Source organism: Streptococcus mitis (genome assembly GCF_901542415.1).
Classification (GTDB): Bacteria; Bacillota; Bacilli; order Lactobacillales; family Streptococcaceae; genus Streptococcus; species Streptococcus mitis_BL.
On record NZ_CABEHV010000004.1, the window covers coordinates 769,726 to 793,526 of the forward strand.

General features: G+C 39.8%; 22 protein-coding genes and 1 pseudogene. 6 read left to right on the top strand and 17 right to left on the bottom strand.

Annotated elements, in window-relative coordinates; all coding sequences use genetic code 11:
* Positions 1 to 22 precede the first annotated feature (22 nt).
* The 6 genes and pseudogenes from deoD to rpiA all read right to left on the bottom strand — a co-directional run bounded on the left by deoD (position 23) and on the right by rpiA (position 5,709).
* Positions 23 to 733, bottom strand: coding sequence for a purine-nucleoside phosphorylase (gene deoD / locus FQT24_RS03995; RefSeq protein ID WP_143952237.1), 711 nt, complete (start codon positions 731 to 733; stop codon positions 23 to 25).
* A 402-nt stretch (positions 734 to 1,135) separates the two neighbouring features.
* Positions 1,136 to 2,419: a chloride channel protein gene (locus tag FQT24_RS04000; RefSeq protein WP_143952238.1), complete on the bottom strand. Its 1,284-nt coding sequence runs from the start codon at positions 2,417 to 2,419 to the stop codon at positions 1,136 to 1,138.
* Positions 2,420 to 2,421: 2 nt separating this feature from the next.
* Positions 2,422 to 3,231, bottom strand: a complete 810-nt coding sequence (locus FQT24_RS04005) for a purine-nucleoside phosphorylase (protein ID WP_143952239.1) — start codon at positions 3,229 to 3,231, stop codon at positions 2,422 to 2,424.
* A pseudogene (locus FQT24_RS04010) lies at positions 3,228 to 3,789 on the bottom strand (DUF1697 domain-containing protein). The gene FQT24_RS04005 and the pseudogene FQT24_RS04010 overlap by 4 nt, the downstream one beginning before the upstream one ends.
* A gap of 1 nt (position 3,790) precedes the next feature.
* Complete coding sequence (locus FQT24_RS04015) at positions 3,791 to 5,002, bottom strand: phosphopentomutase (protein ID WP_143952241.1); 1,212 nt, start codon at positions 5,000 to 5,002, stop codon at positions 3,791 to 3,793.
* A 23-nt stretch (positions 5,003 to 5,025) separates the two neighbouring features.
* The gene (gene rpiA, locus FQT24_RS04020) at positions 5,026 to 5,709 is read right to left on the bottom strand and encodes a ribose-5-phosphate isomerase RpiA (protein ID WP_143952242.1); all 684 of its coding nucleotides are present in this window, start codon (positions 5,707 to 5,709) and stop codon (positions 5,026 to 5,028) included.
* Positions 5,710 to 5,940: 231 nt separating this feature from the next.
* On the opposite strand from rpiA, the gene FQT24_RS04025 reads away from it, so the two are divergent.
* The gene (locus FQT24_RS04025; RefSeq protein ID WP_143952243.1) at positions 5,941 to 6,126 is read left to right on the top strand and encodes a hypothetical protein; all 186 of its coding nucleotides are present in this window, start codon (positions 5,941 to 5,943) and stop codon (positions 6,124 to 6,126) included.
* Positions 6,127 to 6,150: 24 nt separating this feature from the next.
* On the opposite strand, the gene FQT24_RS04030 is transcribed toward FQT24_RS04025, so the two are convergent.
* From FQT24_RS04030 to FQT24_RS04050, 5 genes are all read right to left on the bottom strand, one after another.
* On the bottom strand, positions 6,151 to 7,002 hold the full coding sequence (locus tag FQT24_RS04030) for an NAD(P)H-hydrate dehydratase (protein ID WP_143952244.1): 852 nt from the start codon (positions 7,000 to 7,002) through the stop codon (positions 6,151 to 6,153).
* A gap of 14 nt (positions 7,003 to 7,016) precedes the next feature.
* Positions 7,017 to 7,838 carry a phosphate ABC transporter ATPase gene (locus tag FQT24_RS04035; protein WP_143952245.1) on the bottom strand — a complete coding sequence of 274 codons (822 nt, stop codon included), beginning with the start codon at positions 7,836 to 7,838 and terminating at the stop codon, positions 7,017 to 7,019.
* Between the two features lie 136 nt (positions 7,839 to 7,974).
* Positions 7,975 to 8,832, bottom strand: coding sequence for a bifunctional methylenetetrahydrofolate dehydrogenase/methenyltetrahydrofolate cyclohydrolase (locus FQT24_RS04040; RefSeq protein ID WP_185952540.1), 858 nt, complete (start codon positions 8,830 to 8,832; stop codon positions 7,975 to 7,977).
* A 176-nt stretch (positions 8,833 to 9,008) separates the two neighbouring features.
* Positions 9,009 to 9,743: an amino acid ABC transporter ATP-binding protein gene (locus FQT24_RS04045; RefSeq protein WP_143952246.1), complete on the bottom strand. Its 735-nt coding sequence runs from the start codon at positions 9,741 to 9,743 to the stop codon at positions 9,009 to 9,011.
* A complete protein-coding gene (locus FQT24_RS04050) occupies positions 9,743 to 10,426 on the bottom strand; it encodes an amino acid ABC transporter permease (protein ID WP_001011641.1) in 684 nt (227 codons plus the stop codon). The genes FQT24_RS04045 and FQT24_RS04050 overlap by 1 nt, the downstream gene beginning before the upstream one ends.
* A 190-nt stretch (positions 10,427 to 10,616) precedes the next feature.
* Between FQT24_RS04050 and FQT24_RS04055 the strand changes: the two genes are divergently transcribed.
* From FQT24_RS04055 to FQT24_RS04080, 5 genes are all read left to right on the top strand, one after another.
* Positions 10,617 to 10,847, top strand: coding sequence for a DUF1797 family protein (locus FQT24_RS04055; protein WP_000443570.1), 231 nt, complete (start codon positions 10,617 to 10,619; stop codon positions 10,845 to 10,847).
* Between the two features lie 226 nt (positions 10,848 to 11,073).
* On the top strand, positions 11,074 to 13,332 hold the full coding sequence (locus tag FQT24_RS04065) for an ATP-dependent Clp protease ATP-binding subunit (protein ID WP_143952248.1): 2,259 nt from the start codon (positions 11,074 to 11,076) through the stop codon (positions 13,330 to 13,332).
* 131 nt (positions 13,333 to 13,463) lie between these two features.
* Positions 13,464 to 13,916: an NUDIX hydrolase gene (locus FQT24_RS04070; protein ID WP_020902950.1), complete on the top strand. Its 453-nt coding sequence runs from the start codon at positions 13,464 to 13,466 to the stop codon at positions 13,914 to 13,916.
* 58 nt (positions 13,917 to 13,974) lie between these two features.
* Positions 13,975 to 14,274: a DUF1827 family protein gene (locus FQT24_RS04075; protein ID WP_000767189.1), complete on the top strand. Its 300-nt coding sequence runs from the start codon at positions 13,975 to 13,977 to the stop codon at positions 14,272 to 14,274.
* A 134-nt stretch (positions 14,275 to 14,408) separates the two neighbouring features.
* Positions 14,409 to 15,041 carry a GNAT family N-acetyltransferase gene (locus FQT24_RS04080; protein ID WP_143952249.1) on the top strand — a complete coding sequence of 211 codons (633 nt, stop codon included), beginning with the start codon at positions 14,409 to 14,411 and terminating at the stop codon, positions 15,039 to 15,041.
* Positions 15,042 to 15,092: 51 nt separating this feature from the next.
* Here the strand turns inward: FQT24_RS04080 and ezrA are convergent, their stop codons facing one another.
* The 6 genes from ezrA to FQT24_RS04110 form a co-directional block, all read right to left on the bottom strand.
* Positions 15,093 to 16,820 (bottom strand): septation ring formation regulator EzrA, encoded by a 1,728-nt coding sequence (ezrA, locus tag FQT24_RS04085; RefSeq protein WP_143952250.1) that lies wholly within the window; start codon positions 16,818 to 16,820, stop codon positions 15,093 to 15,095.
* An 81-nt stretch (positions 16,821 to 16,901) separates the two neighbouring features.
* Complete coding sequence (gyrB, locus tag FQT24_RS04090; protein ID WP_143952251.1) at positions 16,902 to 18,848, bottom strand: DNA topoisomerase (ATP-hydrolyzing) subunit B; 1,947 nt, start codon at positions 18,846 to 18,848, stop codon at positions 16,902 to 16,904.
* A gap of 14 nt (positions 18,849 to 18,862) precedes the next feature.
* Positions 18,863 to 19,426: an HAD family hydrolase gene (locus tag FQT24_RS04095; protein ID WP_185952541.1), complete on the bottom strand. Its 564-nt coding sequence runs from the start codon at positions 19,424 to 19,426 to the stop codon at positions 18,863 to 18,865.
* Between the two features lie 85 nt (positions 19,427 to 19,511).
* Positions 19,512 to 20,066 carry a DJ-1 family glyoxalase III gene (locus FQT24_RS04100; protein ID WP_143952253.1) on the bottom strand — a complete coding sequence of 185 codons (555 nt, stop codon included), beginning with the start codon at positions 20,064 to 20,066 and terminating at the stop codon, positions 19,512 to 19,514.
* A gap of 10 nt (positions 20,067 to 20,076) precedes the next feature.
* Positions 20,077 to 21,300: an FtsW/RodA/SpoVE family cell cycle protein gene (locus FQT24_RS04105; RefSeq protein WP_143952254.1), complete on the bottom strand. Its 1,224-nt coding sequence runs from the start codon at positions 21,298 to 21,300 to the stop codon at positions 20,077 to 20,079.
* Between the two features lie 36 nt (positions 21,301 to 21,336).
* Entirely contained in the window at positions 21,337 to 23,787 is a 2,451-nt protein-coding gene (locus FQT24_RS04110) for a bifunctional DnaQ family exonuclease/ATP-dependent helicase (protein WP_143952255.1), read from the bottom strand.
* Positions 23,788 to 23,801 lie beyond the last annotated feature (14 nt).

A 23,801-nucleotide genomic window follows, 5' to 3' on the forward strand; every position in this document is an offset into this window, starting at 1 on the left:
GGGCTTCCTTTTCTTGCTATAATTATTCTGCAATCAAAGTTTCTAATCCAACCTTCATCATATCGGTGAAGGTATTTTGACGTTCTTCTGCAGTTGTGTCTTCGTCAGGATTGACCAGGCTATCAGAGATGGTCATGATAGCTAGCGCATCAACATGGTATTGGGCAGCGAGATAGTAAAGCGCTGCTGCTTCCATTTCCACAGCCTTGACTCCCCATTTACCAAGTTCGATGTTCTTTTCAAAGTAGTTTGAGTAAAAGACATCAGAAGACAAAACGTTCCCAACGTGTGTGGTCATACCAAGTTCTTTGGCAATATGATAAGCCTTATCTAGCAAATCAAAACTAGCGATTTGTGGAAAATCGTACTGTGGCCAGTCATTACGGACGATGTTTGAGTTGGTTGCAGCTGCCTGCGCCAAAACTAATTCACGAACGTGAACATCTTCATTCAAAGAACCTGCAGTTCCCACACGGATCAATTTCTTCACACCGTAGTCTACGATCAACTCACGCGTATAAATCGAAATAGATGGCATCCCCATCCCAGTTCCCATGACAGATACACGGTGGCCCTTGTAAGTACCAGTGTAACCAAACATGTTACGCACTTCGTTAAAACAAACAGCATCTTCAAGGAAATTCTCCGCAATAAACTTAGCACGAAGAGGATCCCCAGGAAGAAGAATTTTATCAGCAATTTCACCCTGCTGAGCAGCAATATGGATAGACATAATATAAGATACCAAACCCGTCAAAAAGCAAAGGGAAAATAGGAGTTGGGTGCAGTGAGCGATGCTCGCTAGACCAACTATCTTTTTCCCACTGCTTTTAGGGTGGGTTCAATTCCTTTCTTTCTTAATTTTGATGATATTGAGAAGATTAGACCGGTTTCAATTCAAATCCGAACTCCCCTTCTCTTCTGAGTTTTTAGAAAAGTTTTCCGCTCGTGTTCAAATTAGAACATCTCGCTCTACCTTTCTTTTTTTATTTTTATATTTCATAGCTAGGAAAAATCGGATTCAACAATGACTCCGATAATCCTACTACATTTTTATTTAAAACAGTTATAAATAAATTGAGAGTATTTTTTTATCTTTTAAATCAAATCCTTGATTAGAAGAAATGGGCATTTCCTACCTAATTACTTTATTCTTTGACTTCTGACACAGTATGTTAGCCCAAGAAAAACGGTCTAATATTTTTGCAAATTCATAGGCTAAAACAGCTGTTACTAAGATATACGGAAGAGATTCTATACCTAGCCCAGTGAAGCCTATTACTAATCCAGTTGCAGACCAGGGAGCCCTCAAGGTCACAGACAAAAAGCAAACAGATCCCAAAAGCAAAATGCTTGGCTGGCTATCCCCACCTAGAATCATTCCAAAGAGAGCAGCTCCAGCCATCCCCAAGGCAAAAGATGGCGTAAGTGTACCACCATAGGCCCCTGCCCACAGAGTAATAAGAACAACTAATGCTTTTAATATAAACAAAAGGAGTACTGTTTTGCCATTGCTACCATTCAATACTTCCTGAGCCATCATACGTCCATTTCCAAGTAGATGTGGAAAATAACTTGCTAATCCAATAAGAAAAAGAAAAGCTGAGGGCAATGTTAGAAGTATTCGTTTATCTTTTATTCTGTTTGAAGACGCTGCCTTACTTAAGCGACCAAAAAGCCAAGCTAGTGGGGTTAAGAAAAGAAGTAATAAGGGAATAATCCATATTTGCTTTAATGACCATGTGATGACTGGAATCTGGTAGAGAGCCTGATCTGAAATAACCCAGCCTGCTATATAGGTTGAGACATAGGTAGTCAAACCGACTAAGACAAATCGTTTAATAGATAGATCAATTCCTAGGGTTTCAAAAACAAAGAAGACACTTGTTAATGGAACCTGATAGACAGCCGCTAAACCAGCACCAGCACCACAAGCAAGGAGAAAGATGCGATCCTTCATAGACAGTATACATATTTTTCCAATTGGCCCTGCAAATAGAGTTCCAATCTCTCGTGGCGCAGCTTCTTTACCAATAGGCGCTCCCCCTCCAACTGCAATGATCTGACAAATTGAATGAAATAGCTGTCTTAAAAAATGAAGCTTGTATTGTGAAGTCTCATCCTTCATCTGAGCTTTGATGGAATAAATCTTCGACCTTTTTTGCAAGAAGTACCAGACCAAGGATGAACCAAGACCCACAATTATTAAACTTAGTCCTATCCGTAACGAGGAAACTCCATCTGTCAAAAATCCAGTATGATGCTCTGACTGACCAAAAGCTAGCTCCTCCACCATCTCTAAAAGATAATGGAGAACTATACCAGATAAACCCGAAACTATTCCTTGCAGAATTACTGCTAGGAATAATCTAAAATTATAAGGAATCTTTCGAAAAATACTCCTCAATTCTATTAACATGATTACAATTCAGCAAGAATTGCTTTAAGCAAACCTTTGAAATCACCTTTAACACGTTCAGTCACTTCTACAACTTCTTCGTGGTTGAGTTCTTCTTGGAATCCAGCTGCAAAGTTAGTAATACATGAAATTCCTAGAACTTTCAAGCCAGAGTGGGCTGCTACAATAACTTCAGGAACAGTAGACATACCGACTGCATCAGCTCCCAGTGTCTTATAGGCACGAATTTCTGCTGGTGTTTCATAAGTCGGACCAGTAACACCGATATAGACACCTTCATCAAGTTTGATACCAAGTTTTTTAGCCACTTCATGGGCAGTAGCACGGTATTCTGGTGTGTAGGCCTTAGACATATCTGGGAAACGAGGACCAAATTCATCTAAGTTTTCACCCATCAATGGGTTTTGCCCCGTCATATTGATATGGTCTGAGATAGCCATCAAAGTGCCAGGCCCATAACCAATACCACCAGCTGCATTGGTTACAATGACACCTTCACATCCGAGGACTTTCATCACACGAACTGGGAAGGTCACAACTTCCAGAGGATTTCCTTCATAGAAATGGAAGCGACCTTGAAGAGCCAAGACCTTGCGCCCTGCAAGGTCACCATATACCAATTTACCAGCGTGACCAACTACTGTAGAGTGGCCCCAGTTTGGAATATCAGCATAGTCTACTACAACTGGATTTTCGATTTCTTCTGCCAGTTCTCCAAGTCCTGATCCAAGGATTAGACCGAACTCAGGTGCTTGGATCCCCTTGTCTTTCAGGAAGGCAGCTGTTTCATTGATCTTATCTAAAAATGTCATTGTGTGTCTCCTTTATTAGTTTTTTAGCATTTGACCGATTTTGTCAAAAGTTTTAGCATTACGAATGGTGATTTGGCGGTAGAAAGGCATCTTGAGTAAGTATTTGTGATAGGCAGTTGCATAGTAGGATTCTTCAGAGAATTTCCCCCAGAAAATCCCAAGTCTTCCAAAATGAACCACTTCATCTTTCAGTTCTAAACTTTCAACTTTCTCGATCACTTGATCCACATCCAAGCTCTCCGTGTAGAAGAGGACATCTTTTCGAGCTAGGTCTTTAGTCCACCAATCTGGCAGATTCTCCAGCTCTGCTTCATAGTCTTCCTGACTCAGCAAGGAAAAGTTCTGAATAAACGGATAATGGACTGCAAAGAAAGCCTCTAACTTTTCAACCAATCGGGCTTTGGGGTCTGTCGAAGTAAAGAAAATATTGCCACTGTTGATGTAGGTTTCAACCTTTTCCAGTCCCAATTCTTTCAATTCTTGACGAAGCTCCGCCATGACGACCTTATTCTTGCCACCAACATTAATGCCTCTCACTAGCAAAGCATAACGCGTCATCTTATACCAATTTATCTAAGAAACTTTCCCCAATCATGGCTGTTTCAACACCAAAGTTATCCGCAACAGTCGCTGAGATATCTGCAAAATGTCCTACTGGAATGACACCATTGCCTTTAAAGGCAGGGCTGTAGGCCAAAAGTGGAATATATTCACGAGTGTGGTCTGTTCCTGCGTAAGTTGGGTCGTTCCCGTGATCCGCAGTAATCAAGAGAAGGTCATTCTCTCTCATGGCTGCGATAATTTCAGGTAAGCGTTCATCGAACTCATGCAAGCAATCACGGTAGCCGTGAGCGTTGCGACGATGACCATAAAGGGCATCAAAGTCAACCAAGTTTGTGAATGAGAAGCCTTTTTCAAACTCAGCAAGGCCCATAGTCTTCAATAGTGTATCAATTCCATGACTATTTGACTTGTTGTGACCCATGTCATGGTTGATACCAGCACCGTTGAAGATATCATTGATCTTACCAACTGCGTAAGTATCGATACCAGCCTCGTTCAATTTATCCAAAACAGTTGGTGCAAATGGAGATACCGCCAAGTCACGACGGTTTGAAGTACGAGTAAAGTTACCTGGTTCACCTACATAAGGACGAGCAATGATACGTCCTAGAAGGGCTGGACGCTCAAGCGTAATCGAACGAGCGTATTCACAGATACGGTACAATTCGTCCAAAGGAATAATATCTTCGTGGGCAGCAATTTGCAAAACAGGGTCAGCTGAAGTATAGATAATCAACTCTCCAGTTTCCATCTGACGTGGTCCAAAGTCATCAATAACAGCTGTTCCTGAGTAAGGTTTGTTGGCTTCACGAATGATTTTTCGTCCTGAGAATTCTTCGATTTTTGTCAAGATTTCTTCTGGGAATCCGTTCCAGAAAGTATCGAAAGGCTCCGTAATGTTAAGTCCCATGATTTCCCAGTGTCCAGTCATAGTATCCTTACCAAGAGATACTTCCTCCAATTTTGTTGCATAACCTGTTGGATTGCTTTCAGCTGGAACAGTCTTAAGGGGAGTTTCACGAGGAATATTTCCTAGGCCGATTTTAGCCATGTTTGGCACATTCAAACCAACTGTTTTTGAAATGTGTCCCAATGTGTCAGAAGCCCCATCTGGAACCCCTGCATTGACAAAGTTATTAGCATCTGGTGCAGCACCAATTCCCACAGAATCTAGTACCACCAAGTGAATACGATTAAATTTTGACATAGTGTATCTCCTTATTATGTTGATTAGTTTGCTTTTGTTGAAGTTAAAATCTGAACCCCATCTCGTCCAGCAACGATGACCTTATCCACCATTTGGTTGAATAAACCGTGTTCTACGACACCAACGATATGGTCCAATTCTTGCCCGAAGGCAATTGGATCTTCAATGACATCCAAGGCAAGGTCAATGATAAAATTCTGCATATCTGTCACAAAACGTTGACCGTCTTTTTCACGGAAACTTGGTTTATAGCCAGCTCGCTCAAAACGACGAAATACTTGTTCTGCGCCATACTGAACTACTTCTACTGGCAATTTAAAAGCACCTAGTTTCTCGACCAGCTTGCTTTCATCCACTACCCAAATGTAGTCTTTTGAGGGCGTTGCAACAACCTTCTCCATCAGAAGGGCACCACCACCACCTTTGATTCCATTAAACTGACTATCCACTTCATCCGCCCCGTCGACTGTCACATCGACAAAGTCTACTTGGTCAATAGACTTGAGTGGGATATTAAGCCCTTCAGCCTGTTTACTAGTCACACTAGAAGTCGTTACAGCTGTAATCTGCAACCCTTCTTCCTTGATACGACGACCAATTTCTTCGACAAAATAATAGGCAGTAGAACCCGTTCCCAGTCCGACAATCATGCCATCATTGACAAATTCAGCAGCCTTGATACCTGCCATTTTCTTCAGATTTTCCACTCAAACACCTCCATTAAAGAGCTATTTCTATTATACCATGTATCCGTTTTTATTTCATGGATACACTAGAAAAAACCGAACATTTTTATTTTTATGTCCACCTTGTTTTGGTAGTTAGAATCTTAGTTATGAGAACTTGTAGATAAAAACAGGTCCTAGCCAAAAGCAACAACAGTTGATTTTTTATCATAAAGATGATTAAATAGTTAAGTACAGAAAAGGAGAAATAGAATGAACCCATTAGATTTGTTTAACCAAGTAAAAGAATTAATCGAAACAAAAGATTTCGAAGCTGCAAAAACATTTGTTGCAGAAAATCAAGAACAGCTTGGAGAATACTTCTCCCAAGCTCAGCAGTTGATTTCTGGTTCAGAAGGTATAGATGGCCTCGTTGGAAAGATTAAAGGATTTTTCTAAAAGATATAAAGGCGCCTGAAACGATCAGGTGCCTTTTTGAGATATTTTTTTCATTATTTTGGGAAGATGACTGCTGATTTCCGTCGGCAAGACCACATAATTTTCTTGAGATAGTTCTAGGGCTATGGCTGAATGAAGATGGGTCGCTACTATCACACGTTCATAGAGACTGGCCTGTCGGAATTGGCCTGCAAATCCTGCAATCATTCCAGCAAGAGTATCTCCCATTCCCCCAGTCGCCTGATAGGGACCGCCAACCTGTAACTGGTAATAATCAGATTGGCCAGCTTGCCAAATACGAGTAGCTGGACCTTTCTCTACCAAAATTGTTCCTTGAGAGAAGGAAGTTAGGGCACTAGCCGTTGCATCTTCGTTTTGCTTTTCAATAGCAATACCAGACAGCTTTTCCCACTCCTTTTGGTGGGGAGTTAGGATAAGCTGGTTAGATGGAAATGACAAACTTGTCCTAGCAAGAATGGTCAGGGCACCTCCGTCTACAATCAAAATCTGATTTTGACTTAAATTAACAAAGACTTGTTTTACTAGATTTTCTCCAAAAGCATCGTCTCGTAAACCAGGCCCCAGCAAAACAACTTCTGCCTTCTCCAACTGCTCTTTTAACAATTGCTGGTCTTGAAGATAAAAGGCCATAGCCTCAGGTAAATGACTGTGCAAAGCCGGGATATTTTCCCTATCTGTTCCAACAGTCACCAAACCAGCTCCACTTTTTACAGCTGCCAAAGCAGACATGATGATGGCACCACCATAAGGATAGGTACCACCTAGCAACAGCAAACGACCGTAGTTTCCTTTATGACTTGCACGAGAACGTTCAATAATGACTTTTTCTAGTAAGGTTTGATCAATAACTTTCATCGTTTTTTCCTCAACTATCCTTTATCTGATTGTTTTAAAACAACTTGATAGACTTTCTTAGTCCACTCTTCTAAGTCTTCTCCAGCATATTCAAGATAATGCACCCTATCTTGTATTTTAGTTGGAATAATATTTTCAAATTGGCTCTTATTATGAGTTGGAATAATGCAAATATACAACTCACTAAATAAATTCACCATGTCCTTAATTTTTGCAACATGGTAGCCATCAAAAATATAACCAGTAACTTTAATTAAATCTGTATAGATAAAATGAAAACTCACTCCAGGAATAAACTTGTCTTGTAATTCTTTCTTTGAAGGAGCTCGACCTAATAAACGCTCCATTGCTAATCGATAACCAGAACTTGTATTTGACCACCCTAACATGACATAGTCAAAATAATCTATCGGATCCGATGCAGCATTTCGACTATCCAAAACCAACTCCTCAGCATCTCGCCCAAAGGCTTTCACAGCAGATAAGAGCTGACCTGTTTTAAAGATAGAAATCGCTGCATCTATAGTCGTAGTATGACTACAGTAGTCTGAAGTCACTAACCTCTTATGTAGATCATAAGTCGAGGCTACTCTTTTATCTGTAGGGGTAAATGGTGGAAAAAAGGGATGCTGACAGATGTAATCTAAAATTTCTTTTTTTAAACAAGAATCAGCACACTCAATACTTGTTTGACGTTTATGAAGTTTTTCGTAAGCTATAAATTTAGCAATTTTTTCTAATTCCCACTCTTGAATATTTGGATAATAAATTAGTGCTAAGTAGTATATTCCATCCCATTGTAAACTATATTCCCCATTATAAATTTTTAAAATCATCTAATCACCTCACTCCATTATACAACAAAAAGGAGGCGCAGACCTCCTTTTATAAACTTATTTCTAAAATTTAATACTCATTTCTGCCATTTCAGATATAGCTATAAAAAATACACTCTCTTCAGCGATTTTTCTCTTATTTTCTATCCAATGTCCGAAGTGCTGCTTGATAAGTTTGTTCCATCAGCATAGTAATGGTCATAGGGCCTACACCTCCAGGAACTGGTGTGATGTGGCTAGCAAGTGGGGCAACTGCCTCATAGTCAACATCTCCACAGAGCTTACCATTTTCATCGCGGTTCATCCCAACGTCAATGACTACCGCACCTGATTTGACAAAGTCAGCAGTCACAAACTTGGCACGACCAATTGCGACCACAAGAATATCCGCTTTTGCAGCAACCTTAGCGAGATTATGGGTGCGTGAGTGGGTCAAAGTCACTGTAGCATTCTTTGCCAAAAGAAGCTGGGCCATAGGTTTTCCAACGATATTGGAACGACCGATGACAACCGCATTTTTACCTTCTAATTCAATCCCATATTCATGAAACATTTCCATAATTCCTGCAGGTGTTGATGGAATCATGACTGGATGACCAGACCAAAGGCGTCCCATATTTAGAGGATGGAAACCATCCACATCCTTTTCTGGGTCAATGGCTAATAGAACCGCCTCTTCATCAATGTGTTTTGGTAATGGCAACTGGACCAAAATCCCATGCCAAGCTGGATCCTGATTATATTTAGCAATCAGGTCTAACAATTCCTCTTGAGTAATGGTCTCTGGAACTCGCACTACTTCGCTACGGAAACCAGCCGCAAGAGCTGACCTCTCCTTGTTGCGAACGTAGACTTGGCTGGCTGGATTGTCCCCAACCAAAATCACTACCAAGCCAGGCACTAGACCTGTTTCTTCCTTTAATTTTGCAGTCTTTTCAGCCAACTGCCCCTGCAATTTGGCCGCTAAAGCTTTCCCATCAATAATCTGTGTCATATCATTTCTCTTTTCTTTCAAATATCTTCCATTATACCAAAAACTGTTGGTCCCCTCTAACACTTCTTTCCTAGGCAACCTTATAGTTTCAAACTATAAGAAAAAGCTCGGTTGAGCTTTTCATTAATCTATATTTTATATGTAAAGTTGACTACAAATAGCTAAACAAAGCTAACTTATAAAACCTTACTCAAGAAATCTTTAGTCCGTTGTTCTTGGGTTTGTTCAAAAATCTGTTCTGGTGTTCCGTCTTCAACAACCACACCGTCTGCCATAAAGATGACACGATCTGCCACCTCACGGGCAAATCCCATCTCATGTGTTACGATAACCATAGTCATTCCTGACTTGGCAAGATCTTGCATAACAGATAGAACCTCACCTACCATTTCAGGGTCCAAGGCTGAAGTTGGCTCGTCAAAGAGCAAAACGTCAGGTTCCATAGCCAACCCACGCGCGATGGCAATCCGTTGTTGCTGCCCACCTGACAAACTCTGTGGATAAGCGTCTGCCTTATCTGGCAAACCAACTTTTTCCAAAAGCTCTTGGGCTCTCTTCTCAGCCACTTCCTTGCTCTCACCTTTGGTCTTGATAGGTGACAAGGTGATATTTTCCATCACAGTCATATTAGGAAAGAGATTGAATTGTTGGAAAACCATGCCCATCTTCTCACGCATGGCAAAGAGGTCATTCTTCTTGTCCGTAATATCAACTCCCTCAAAGATAACCTTCCCTTTTGTTGCTTCTTCCAACAAATTCATAGAGCGAAGCAAGGTAGATTTCCCGCTACCTGAAGGACCAATGATAACGACAACTTCTCCTCTTTTAATCTCGAGGTTGATGCCCTTCAATACTTCATTCTTTCCAAATGATTTATGTAAATTTTCAATTTTTATCAAGGTTTCTGTCATTATTTCTTATCTCCTTGTCCCATACGTTTTTCAAAAGCTTTCAAGGCTACTGTCAAAATAGAGGTCATAATCAAGTAGTAAAAGGCTGCAAATAAAAGTGGTGTTAAAGGTAGATAGGTTGTTGTAGAAACTGTTGTAGCCCCGTTCCACAACTCCATAACACCGATAGCTGATAAGAGGGAGCTGTCCTTGATAATGGTGATAAATTCGTTCCCCAATGCTGGCAAAATATTTTTGATTGCTTGTGGCAAAATCACATATCTCATAGCATTTTTAGGACGAATCCCTAGCGAATAAGCCGCTTCTAGCTGACCTTTTGGAACCGCATTAATCCCAGCACGAACAGTCTCAGAAACATAAGCACCACTGTTCATAGAGATAATCAAAATCCCTGGAATCAGACGAGAAAAATCAACACCTAAAATTCCAACCTGAATAGTCGGAGCATTGATGTGCATAAGGGCAAAGGCAATCATAATCTGAACCATCATCGGTGTCCCACGGAAAATCCAAACGTACAAGTTGGCGAGCCAAACAAGCGGTTTAAACTTTGAACGTTGCCCAAAAGCCAAGACAACACCTAAAATGGTTCCCAAAAAGACAACACAGATAGAAATGAGAACCGTCACAACAGCCCCATAGTTAAAATAAGGTAAATACTTAGGTAAAAAAGAAAAATTCATAATCACACTGCTTTCTAAAATAGAATACTGTATGATTATAACATGTATTGAATTAAAATTCAAACTTTTTATTTGATTTATTCAAAAAAACTTTAAGCTGGTAGAATTAGCGAGAAATCTTAGTTTTTTCTAGTCAAGTTGGCCTCCTTTATGGTAAAATAGTAACGATAAGAAATGAAGGAGAATCAAAATGGAATCACATTTGGTTAGAATCATCAACCGCCTTGAAGCAATGGCAAAAGACGGCGGAAATTTAAAACGTAATTTTGAACGCGAAGGAGTTGTTGTTGCAGAAGTTGCATACAGCCACGACGAAGAAAACGGCTCAATCTTTACCCTTCGTGATGTCGAAGCTCGCGAAACTTATACTTTTGACAGCATTGACTTGATTGCAATGGAGATTTACGAACTCCTTTACTAATACAAAACAAGCTGGGATTACACCCTGCATGTCTAACCAAAATCCTTTTTGTCTCACAAATAGGATTTTTTTATTCCCTAAAATCTCAAAAATTTTCATTGTAACAACTTCTCAAAGCTTCAATCTTTTTACTTGCTTTACACCCCAATCCTGTTATAATGAGAGTATAGAAATTTGACTATTTTTGACCTTTGAACAGGGATAAAGAAAGAAATGAGGTAGATGTATGCTTTGTCAAAACTGTAAAATTAACGACTCAACAATTCATCTTTACACCAATCTCAATGGAAAACAAAAACAAATTGACCTCTGTCAAAACTGCTATAAGATTATCAAGACAGATCCTAACAATACCCTCTTTAAAGGTATTACGGATCTGAACAATCGTGACTTTGATCCCTTTGGTGATTTCTTCAATGACCTAAACAATTTCAGACCTTCTAACAACACTCCTCCGACTCCCCCAACTCAATCAGGTGGAGGTTACGGCGGAAACGGCGGTTATGGTTCCCAAAATCGTGGATCTGCTCAAACTCCACCACCAAGCCAAGAAAAAGGCCTGCTAGAAGAATTTGGTATCAACGTAACTGAAATTGCCCGTCGTGGAGATATAGACCCTGTTATTGGGCGCGACGATGAGATTATCCGTGTCATCGAAATTCTCAATCGTAGAACTAAGAATAATCCTGTTCTTATCGGTGAACCAGGTGTCGGAAAAACGGCTGTTGTCGAAGGTCTAGCTCAGAAAATCGTTGATGGCGATGTTCCACATAAACTCCAAGGCAAACAAGTCATCCGTCTAGATGTGGTTAGCTTGGTTCAAGGAACGGGTATCCGTGGACAATTTGAAGAACGCATGCAAAAACTCATGGAAGAAATTCGCAAACGTGAGGACATCATCCTCTTTATCGATGAAATCCATGAAATTGTCGGTGCTGGTTCTGCAGGCGATGGCAATATGGACGCAGGAAATATCCTCAAGCCAGCCCTTGCTCGTGGGGAACTGCAACTGGTCGGCGCTACTACCCTCAATGAATACCGTATCATTGAAAAGGATGCAGCCCTAGAGCGTCGTATGCAGCCTGTCAAAGTCGATGAACCAACAGTGGAAGAAACAATCACTATCCTCAAAGGAATTCAAAAGAAATACGAAGACTACCACCACGTTCAGTATACTGATGCTGCAATTGAAGCAGCTGCAACTCTTTCTAATCGCTACATCCAAGATCGCTTCTTGCCTGACAAGGCCATTGACCTCCTAGATGAAGCAGGTTCTAAGATGAACTTGACCTTGAATTTTGTAGATCCTAAAGTGATTGATCAACGCTTGATTGAGGCTGAAAATCTCAAATCTCAAGCTACACGAGAGGAAGATTTTGAGAAGGCTGCCTACTTCCGCGACCAGATTGCCAAGTATAAGGAAATGCAAAAGAAAAAGGTCACAGACCAAGATACTCCTATCATCAGTGAGAAAACCATTGAGCACATTATTGAGCAGAAAACCAACATTCCTGTTGGCGATTTGAAAGAGAAAGAACAATCTCAACTCATCCATCTAGCCGAAGATCTCAAGTCTCATGTTATTGGCCAAGATGATGCAGTCGATAAGATTGCCAAGGCTATTCGCCGTAATCGTGTCGGTCTCGGTACGCCTAATCGTCCAATTGGAAGCTTCCTCTTTGTCGGACCAACTGGTGTCGGTAAGACCGAACTTTCCAAACAATTAGCTATCGAACTCTTTGGTTCTGCTGATAGCATGATTCGCTTTGATATGAGTGAATACATGGAAAAACACAGCGTGGCTAAATTAGTCGGTGCCCCTCCAGGTTATGTTGGCTATGATGAGGCTGGGCAATTAACTGAAAAAGTTCGTCGCAATCCCTACTCTCTTATTCTCTTAGATGAAGTGGAGAAAGCCCATCCAGATGTCATGCATATGTTCCTCCAGGTCTTGGACGATGGTCGTTTGACAGATGGGCAGGGACGTACCGTTAGCTTCAAGGATGCCATCATTATCATGACCTCAAATGCAGGTACAGGTAAGGCAGAAGCCAGCGTTGGTTTTGGAGCTGCTCGTGAAGGTCGAACCAACTCTGTTCTCGGTGAACTCGGCAATTTCTTTAGCCCAGAGTTTATGAACCGTTTTGATGGTATTGTCGAATTTAAGGCTCTCAGCAAGGATAACCTCCTTCAGATTGTCGAGCTCATGCTAGCTGATGTTAACAAGCGTCTTTCAAGTAACAACATTCATTTGGATGTAACTGACAAGGTCAAGGAAAAATTGGTTGACCTCGGTTATGATCCAAAAATGGGAGCACGCCCACTTCGTCGTACTATTCAAGACTATATTGAGGACGCAATCACTGACTTCTACCTTGAAAATCCAAGTGAAAAAGACCTCAAGGCAGTTATGACCAGCAAGGGCAACATTCAAATCAAATCTGCCAAAAAAGCTGAAGTAAAAACTTCTGAAAAAGAAAAATAAATTTCTATAAAAAAGGAGTAGAAAATGAAATGTTTCTGCTTCTTTTTTACTAAAATAACTGTAATTTCTTGACAGCTCGTCCTTTGTCCATTATGATAATAATAACGATACTAGATAATGAGGAAAATGCAATGGCAAACCCAACTTTCGGAGAAAAGAAAGCAAATACAGACTATGTGTCACGCTATGGCGTATATGCAGTTATCCCTGATGCTGAACAAAAACAAATTGTTCTTGTTCAAGCACCTAATGGCGCTTGGTTCTTACCTGGTGGTGAAATTGAAGCAGGTGAAAATCATCAAGAAGCCCTAAAACGTGAATTGATTGAAGAGCTTGGCTTCACAGCTGAAATTGGTGCCTATTACGGACAAGCTGACGAATATTTCTACTCTCGTCATCGTGACACCTACTACTACAATCCTGCCTACCTCTATGAAGCGACTTCTTTCAAAGAAGTGCAAAAGCCACTAGAAGACTTTAATCATATCGCCTGGTTCCCTATTGACGAGGCTATTGAAAATCTCAAACGTGGTAGCCATAAATGGGCAATCCAATCTTGGAAAAAACAGCATAAGATTGACTAAATCAAGCTACTTTATTCAAAAAGTGCTATAATAGAATTAGAAAATCGGAGGAAATGTTATGAAGCTAATCAATACGACAAACTCACACTCGCAACTTGTTAAAAGCCAGCTAGAAAGTACAGACGCAACCCTTGTTGAGGTCTATTCTGCAGGGAATACAGATGTTATTTTTACCCAAGCTCCGCTTCACTATGAAATCCTCATCTCAAACAAACACCGCGCTATTCGAGAACCTGAAATCGAAGCTATTCAAGAATTTTTCTTGAAACGTAAAATTGATAAGGACTCTATTGATGAGGCCAATATCAAAACCCTCTATTCAGAAAAATTAATTGGAATTTCGATTCCAACCAAATAAAATCTTGGAGAGATTAGAAAGTGCTTTGAACCTTATGGAACAAAATTAGGTTTATTTAGCTTTTTAAATCATCTCCAATTTTTTATCTTCAAATCTTATCATACAAGATTTTGTAGATAATTAAGGAGACAAACATGGGAGACATCATATATAGAGAGGCAAGAATTGAAGAAAGCGAAAAAATTGGAAAATTATTAGCCAATTCCTTTCTTGACTATCCCTTTTTAACAATTTTAAAAGACGATTTGAAGAAACCTGACTCCTATCCTGCTTTTGTAGAAACATTGCAAATTCTGCTTACTAGAGTCTATATTAAAAAAGGAAACTGTTTAGTTGCGGAACAAGATGGAGAATTACTTGCAGTTGCCCTTTTGCAACAAAAGGATTTCTGTATACTATCCTATCTACGAAATGGTGGGACAAACATTTTTCGCTACATTCGACTGCAAAATCTCCTTAAATACTTTGACTTTGTAAAACGTTCCAAAAAGCATTTAGAAAAATCTGGAGAGTTTGATTGGTATTTGATGGCTTTAGCTGTCAATATAGAAAGTAAGGGACGGGGAATAGGTAGTACTTTTCTGACACAAGGGATTGAACCTTATGTCAAATCAAAAGGCTGTAAACACTTAGGTTTCATTACCAGCACAGCTAGAAATGCCTCATTCTACGAGAAAAACGATTATGTATTACTGGACCATATGGACTTAGAATACGGATCAAAATCAATTGGTAACTGGGCATTTTTAAAAACAATAAATAAATAAATAAAAAAGATTTGGTGCTGCTTATCACAGAACCAAATCTTTTTTATTATGTTAGAAACGAATCGTCTCACGTGTTTTTTCGTATGAAGTGACAAAACGGTTGGTTACACCTGGTTCTGCAACTTCCAAAGCTTGCGAAATTTTATCAAATGAAGCATGATAGTCAAATTCTTTTTCAAAAATTTCTAATGATTCATTAAAAGCTTCTTGAATTCGTTCATCAAATGAGCGGTAACGGTTCGAATACTGTAGCAATTGTTCTGTCAACGTTGCATATTGAACAATATTATATGTTTCTTCTTCAAGTGCTTCCATATCATTTGTTGCAATTTCAAGCATCCGGTTCACAGCTTCGATATTGACCCGAGCTTCTTCTAGTTCAGCCATCAACTCTTCAGTACGGTTACTTGCTGTAAAGAACGACTGTAAGAAATTCTGAGGAATACCTGGAAGATTGCGTTTTTCCATATATCTCTTAATTGTGTGAAGACGATTAACATAAACATTTGCCTTCTGGCGAGCATTGATATCATCTTTTTCAATCTGAGCAAGACGTTGACTAACCGCAACTTGTTCATCTTCAATTTCCTTCAAAGTCGCTTGTAAGTTTTCCAAACGATCTTCAAGGAATGAATAAGGTTCAGAATGTTCCTCTTGTTCAGAAGTTAGTTCCAATACAGATTCTTCTAAAGATTCTAACTCAGCTTGTAATCTATGAACATGACTAACATCTGTTTCAGATAGTAGGTAATTGTTACTCAATCGTTGAATATCTTCCACTAAAACAGCATTACTATCTTTCATGTGTTTCAAATATGTAGGAAGGGTTGCAACTAAGCCTACTACTACCTTTTGAGCTGCAATTTCTCGTGTAAAGATATCATAGAGTGCATTGATTTCTTCTTGAACTTGAGTATTTTCATACTCAGCATTATCCAACTCTAATTGTGCAATATTTTCGTGATTTTTCTTCAAAGCTTCATAAAGCAATTGGAAGCGAGATTCAATATCCGTTTCAGCAAAATGATAGTTAGCATCTAAAAGCTTACGGTAACCATCTTCCAAGTCTTCCAATTGATCAGGTAGCTCTTTAGATAATGTTTTTACAATTGCTGGCAAGCGGTCAACAATGTGAGTCAAAGCCAAGATATGGTTTTCAGCATTGTCCAAAATCACAGCTGCTTCTACTGGATCTCCAGACGAATTTAAAGTTACAAACTGAGAAAACTCTGATTGGATATTTTCCAATTGTTTTTCAATTTCAGATAAACCTTGGCCATATTCTTCAGAATGATCAGCAACTCTGTGTTGCAACTCCTCAAACAAGTCCAAGGTATGAAGAACACGTCCACTATTTTTAGACTCTTGTTTCTCCAAATCTGCTAAAGCATTGCGAATTGCCGCAATATCTTCTTCAATCAAGGTAATTTGGCTCTCGATTTGGTCAATTTGATGGCTGGCCTTGAAAAAACGGAATGAGTTATTGTAGCCTTCTGCCTCGAAAAGATTATTTTCGATATCGGCAAAAGAATTAAGAGATAAATCAACCCATTTTTGATTCCATTCACGGAAAGTCACCTGACTTTGTCCAATCAAGTGCATATTTTTTACAGCTTCAACTTCATCATTAACCGGAAGATTATAAAGCTCTTCTTTTTTCTCTTCTAAAATTGCTAGTTTACTTTCATTGCGTTTCCTTACATAAATTGCGATAGCATAAGCAATGACCAATAAAACTGCAACTGCAATTATCAAATAAATTACTAGTCTAGCAGACATATTAAACTCCTTTTTTACTTGAAACAATCGTAACGATTATATCATATTTTTTATACCAAGGGAACTACTTCTCCCTATTTTTTAGACATCAAGTGTACTATAGACAGCATTTTCTTCGATAAACTCACGACGAGGCTCTACTCGATCCCCCATTAACATATCAAAGATTTTATCTGCTTCTGCAGCATCATCCACAGAAACTCTAGCCATCAAGCGATGTTCGGGATCCATGGTTGTTTCCCATAACTGATGGTCGTCCATTTCACCTAGACCCTTATAACGCTGAATAGTCGGTTTGGTACGACCTTCACTATAACGGGCCAAGGCTTCTTGGAGTTTGATTTCTTGGTCTGCTCCTGGCTGGATATATTCTTTAATCTCACTTCCAACCTTGACTCCATAGATTGGTGGTTGGGCAATATAGACATAACCAGCTTCTAGAATTGGTTTCATATAACGATAAATCAAGGTTAAAAGAAGGGTACGAATGTGGGCTCCATCGACATCGGCATCGGTCATCAAAACGAGTTTTTGGTAACGGGCTTTTGAAACATCAAATTCTGCGCCAAATCCTGTTCCCATCGCTGTGAAAAGACTTCTAATTTCTTCATTAGCAAGAATCTTATCCATACTTGCCTTTTCAACGTTCAAAATTTTACCACGAATCGGAAGGATTGCCTGAAATTCACGGTTACGACCAGATTTGGCTGACCCACCAGCTGAGTCTCCTTCGACGATGAAGAGTTCTGTTTCGGCAGGATTATTAGAAGAACAGTCTGCTAGTTTACCTGGAAGGTTGGAAATTTCCAAACCAGATTTTTTACGAGTGACTTCTCGCGCACGCTTGGCAGCCACACGAGCCTTAGCAGCCAAAATTCCTTTTTCCACAATTCTCTTGGCAATCTGTGGATTTTCCATGAGGAAATCAGAAAATGCATCGCTGAAGAGACGATTGGTAATCTTGACCACTTCGCTATTTCCCAATTTGGTCTTGGTTTGTCCTTCAAACTGTGGATTTGGGTGTTTAACTGAGATAACAGCAGTTAATCCTTCACGAACATCTTCCCCTGTTAGGTTGTCTTCATTGTCTTTCAGTAACTTATTCTTACGAGCATAATCGTTGATGACACGTGTCAAGGCTGTACGGAAACCTTGTTCATGCGTTCCACCTTCATGTGTATGAATATTATTGGCGAAACTCATGACATTTTCATGGTAACCCGTTGTGTACTGCATGGCTACCTCAACTGTGATATCATTCATCTCACCGTCTGTATAGATTGGTGTATCAAAGATTACATCCTTGTTCTCATTGATATATTCAACGTAGCTAGCAATCCCACCTTCATAGTGGTAATGCTTGGTTTGTTCCAAACCTTCGCGCTTATCTGTGATGGAGATTTGAAGACCGCGATTTAGAAAGGCCAACTCTTGAATCCGTTTATTTAATTTATCAAAATCAAAAGTTGTTGTTTCCGTAAAGATTTCTGGGTCCGGTGTAAAGTGAACTGTTGTTCCAGTTTTATCCGTATCTCCAACCACCTCAAGATCTGCGACAACATGACCACGACGGTATTCTTGGTAATGAATCTTACCGTTTTTATGGACATGAACGTCTAATTGAGTGGAAAGGGCATTAACTACTGAAGACCCTACTCCGTGAAGACCACCTGAAACCTTATATCCGCCACCGCCAAACTTTCCTCCAGCATGAAGGACTGTAAAGACAGTCTCAACGGCAGGTCGACCTGTTTTTTCCTGAATATCGACTGGGATACCACGTCCATCATCAACAACAGTAATCGAATCATCTGGTTCAATAAAAACTTGAATATGGCTAGCAAATCCCGCCAAGGCCTCATCAATTGAGTTATCAACAATTTCCCAAACTAGATGGTGAAGACCTTCTTTTGAGGTTGACCCAATATACATCCCTGGACGCATACGAACAGCCTCTAGGCCCTCTAAAACTTGAATTTGACTGGCATCATAATCCTGTGCCTGCAGATTTTTGATTTCTTCTGTCATCTTTTTCCTTTTTCTTACATGTCTAATACTTGTCTTAAATTCACGATACTGGTAAACAAGTGGGTAGCTAGTCCTGCAGCTTGCCCGGCTTCGATATCAATTAATCGATCACCAATGACAAGGCCTGAACTAATTTGATATTTTTCTCTTAAATAAATCATGGACTCAGGGTTTGGTTTTCTCTTAAAGCCTGAGTTAGAAGTCACCACTTCTGTAAAATAAGCTGCTATAGAGGTTTTTTCTAAAATTTCCAAGACCTGATCATTTCGATGAGAAACCAAAAAATGACGGCCACCTTGATTGGAGATATCTTTCAATAAATCAGAAACTCCATCAAATAAAATCGGGTGTTCAAGTTCTCTGGCTTCATTTTCCTTGTACTTTTCTAAAAAATTCTCTAAGTTGGGAGCGAATGTCTCAATCGCAAAATCAGTAGAAACCTTTAAAGCCTGATAGACACTATCATGGTCTTGTGTGATGCCATACAATGCCAATGTTTCAACAAATGCAGCTGTTGAAGTTTCGTAATTATCCAGTAAAGTTCCACCTAAATCCCAGATATAATCGTGATATTTCATACCCTTTATTATAGCATTTTTTTATGAAAAAAGCGATGATTTCCCTGAGTTTTCCACATAAAAAAACGAGAGTTTGACTCCCGTTTTACTGATGTTTACCAAAGACATCTCGATAGAGCATTCCTGTTCGTAAAGTCTCTGCGTCTCCTCCTAGTTGGTCCACCAACTCGTAGGCAAAGGCAAGGGCTGTTGAGGGGCCTCGACTGGTTGTCAAATGACCATCTACCACTACTGTTTCCTTGACGTAGTGACCATCAAGGATTTGCTCTTGGACGCCGTCATAACAAGTGTACTGCTTGTTTTTCAATACCCCTGCTTGATTGAGGGCAATTGGTGCCGCACAAATGGCTGCCAGTTTCTTCCCTTTTTGCTCGAAGCTTTGCAACTCTTGAATCAAGGCCTGATTACCCCGTAAATGTGCAGAACCAGGCATTCCGCCAGGAAGGACAATCATGTCATAGTCGGATAAATCTCCCTCAAAGACACGATCTGCTCTTACTTGGATGGAATGCGAACCCGTCACTTGCTCTTCAAAACCAACCATATCACAAGTAATATTTGCACGACGCAAAACATCCACAACTGTCAAAGCTTCAATTTCTTCAAAGCCTTGAGCTAACATGACTGCTACTTTAACCATGATTTTCTCCTTATTTGATTTGTTTTAATACAACCTTTTTCCGTTTGAATGGAACTTTTCCGCTCTTTTCTTCAGCTAGGTTTGTCTGATAACTCATCGATAAAAGCAAGCCAATACCAATCAAGTTACTGATAATAGCCGATCCCCCTTGCGAAATGAAAGGCAAGGGAATCCCCGTCAAGGGAAGCAAGCCCGTCACAGCACCGATATTCTCAAAGATATGGAAGAGTAACATCATGATCAAACCTGTGGAAATATAGGTGTAGAACTGATTATTTGATTTAAGAGTAATCTTCAACATACGATAAATCAGCATGAGGTAAAGGGCAATAACAAGGACAGAGCCAATAAAGCCAAAATCTTCTGCAATGACCGTGAAAATCATATCCGACTCTCTAACTGGAATAAGCAGATTAGAAGCATTAAATCCTTGACCAAACAACCCTCCACTACCAATCGCAATCTGCCCTTGAGCCTGTTGGTAAGTGGTTGTTTGGGCGAAGTCAAATGGATTGAGCCAAGCCAAAATACGGTTAATTTGGTAGGTCGGCATTCCCAGTTGATGGAGAAAAGCCCGACCGTCCTTGCTGATAAAAATAGCTAAGAAACCAGCAATTCCTGTTACAGCAGTCACAAATACTGGGATAATAATTTTCCAAGAAACCCCCGATAATAAAACGATTCCTGAGAAAATGGCTACAAAAACCAAAGCCGTCCCCAAGTCACTTTGAAGTGCCAAAAGAACTAGGACTGGAATGGTAAAGAGAATCATCCAGAAAATCAACAAGAAGTCCAGCGGAACTGTGCGTCTCCATTCCTTATGTTTTTTGGTAAACTGGACAATCACACGAGCCAACATGAGGATATAGGATATCTTCATAAATTCTGACGGCTGGAACAAGGTAACACCATTTACCGATACCCAGTTTTTGGCACCCGTTGATGCAACTAAGCTTGGATTATAAAAGACAATCGGCAAGACCATAAGTCCCAAGCCTAAAATATACAGAAAGGGCGTCACTTTCCAAAGAAATTCTGTATTAAAGAGCATGACCACAAAACCAATCACAAGCCCCAAGGCAATCCAGGCGACCTGCTGCCCTAAAATGGGCAAAATATTGTTTGGATAATCATGACTAACGGCTATATAAATAGCCACCACGCCAATAACCAGTAGAAAAAACACTGGCAAGAGCAAACTATAATCGACTCTAGAGTCGAGAGAACGTTTCATATATACTAACCTTATACTTTCATACAATACTATTTATCAAAGTTCATTTAAAAATTTATCAATAGCCTCATCAACTTCGGATTTAGAGACGGTTTTAACAGTCGCTTCTTTTGCTAGAGAAGTCACAATTTGTTTGCCATACCGCTTTCCGACAATTCTCCTATCCAAAATAAGAGTTAAGGAACGTTGGTGTTCGCGTCTCATACTTCTTCCTAAAGCCTGTTTTAAACGAATAATGGCCATTGGCAATTGATAATCATAAAAGGCATTTTTCCCTTCCTGATTCAGTTCCTGATTAATCTTTTTCGTCAAGGGCTCTTGAGGATTTTGGAAAGGAAGTCTTGGTACAACTTGAATCACAAAAGGATGACTTGAAAAATCAACTCCCTCCCAGAAACTTGCCGCACCAAGCAGGATTTGTTGTTCACCTTTTTCAAATCGTTTCTTAAGCTGATGAACATCCCCATTTTTATACTGGGCCAAGTGGCTAACTGGAAGTAAATCTGATACTGCTAGAAGCATCTCTCTAGCAGTAAAGAGAACTAAAATCGGTTGCTGGAAATCTTGAACATCCATCAGCAAATCAGCTACCTCTTGAGCATAAACTTCTAAGGAGGTTTCTGTTACCAGGGGAAAATCTTTGACCAAGACTACTTCTTGATCCTGTTTTCCCCGTGCTTCAATCTTAACAAATTTGGCTTCAGGATAGCCTAAAAGATCTGCCAAAGAAACCCTCTGACTAATCTCAAGAGTGGCCGACACTCCCAAGACTTGACATGAATTAGGTGTTAAAGAAGATAAAAGAATACGGCCTGATTTCGTAGAAGAAATTTGAATTTTCTTTTGACTCGTTTCAGTTGCTTCAAGCCAGTAATCTCGGTCAGCTGTAAAATAGCGGACCAGTTCCCCAAAGCCTTCTATCTCTAATTCTGAAAAATACTGGTGGAGATTGGCAAGAGAATCTAAGATATTTTTCTTAGATTTGCCAGACTGAAATTGTTCTATCAAGTAGAGGCACTCAAAGCGAATACTTTCTAGTATTCGTTGTTGGACCTTATTTTGCTCCTCCAGTAAAGCCTTATCAAGCAAATCGATAATAGACTGGATATCGTAGGTCTCTTGAAGCAGATTTTCTAGAGCTAACAAAATCTTTTGAACTTCATCAATAATCAATAAACGGTCACTGACAAATTCAGGATTATCTTCCAGTCTGGTTACAAGATAGGCATGATTGGTCACTAAAAGCTTGCAGGTTTGTGCCCTTTCTTGACTACGTTTCCAAAAATCTTCTGTCATAAATAAGCTCTTGGATGATAAATTCCCATCATGACGAAGGTCTGTTAGAAAATGTTGGTAACGGTAGAGTTGCCCAATTTCATCCAAATCTCCTGTCTCTGTCTCAGTCAACCAGACCAAGAGTTGCATTTTAAAACGTCTAAATAAGCGATTTTCATCATTTTCCTGCAAGGAACGATAAAAGGCATCCAACTTCAGGTAATTTTGTGGCCCCTTTAAAGAATGAATATCTGTATGGAATACTTCCTTGAGACGTTTACCTTCTTCTTCCATGATTTGATTTTGAAGAATCTTTGTCGGAACGCTAAGGACAATCTGACGCTCTTTTACTTGGGACAAAGCGGGTAAGAGATAGCCATAGGTTTTCCCAATCCCTGTCGGTGCTTGAATTAATGAGACAGGCTCATCTTTCAATAGCAAACCGACCTCTTTAGCAAAACTTTCTTGCTCCTCCCTCACTTCAAGGTTCAACAGAGAAATATTTTTAGAAAAATCCTGAGATAGTTTTCGTGATTCCAGGGGAGCTGTAGTTTTCTTGAAATATAGCCCTTGAACTTCAACCAAGTCTAAAGAAGTCAGGGTAAATTGGTTGCGAAATATCTCCTCAATAACCAAGTAAGACTCATATAAGAGGGCGTCAGCCATTTCCAACAAGCGTTCCAAGAGTCCTTTAGGAAGCTGGGCCATCTTTTCTCGTAAAAAAAGAAGTAATTCCGCTGTAGCTTGGGCATCTGAAAGGGCTGTGTGAGCGTGTTTTAGAGGAATTCCTAATTCTCGACACAATATCGGCAAACTATATTTTTCCAGTTTAGGGAAAAAGACCTGAGCCAATTCGACCGTGTCAACACGAGGATTTCTTAGTTCATAGCCTTCAAAAAATAAATTTTCCGCCAAAAGATTGGCATCAAACTGAACATTATGGGCCACAAAAATCCCATCCGCCACCAAGTCAAAGATTTTTCTAGCAACTTGCGAAAAATCAGGTGCTTGCGCCAGACGTTTGTCAGTTATCCCTGTCAATTCTTTAATATGAGCATCCAAAGGTTCATGTGGATTGACATCCGTCGTATAGTGATCAACGATTTTTCCGTCCTCAATCACGACAATTCCCACTTGGATAATTTTAGCCTTACTACCTGTGCTAGTTGCCTCTAAATCAACCACAACATAGCGATTACCAATCGTTTTCATTATAAAAAATTATA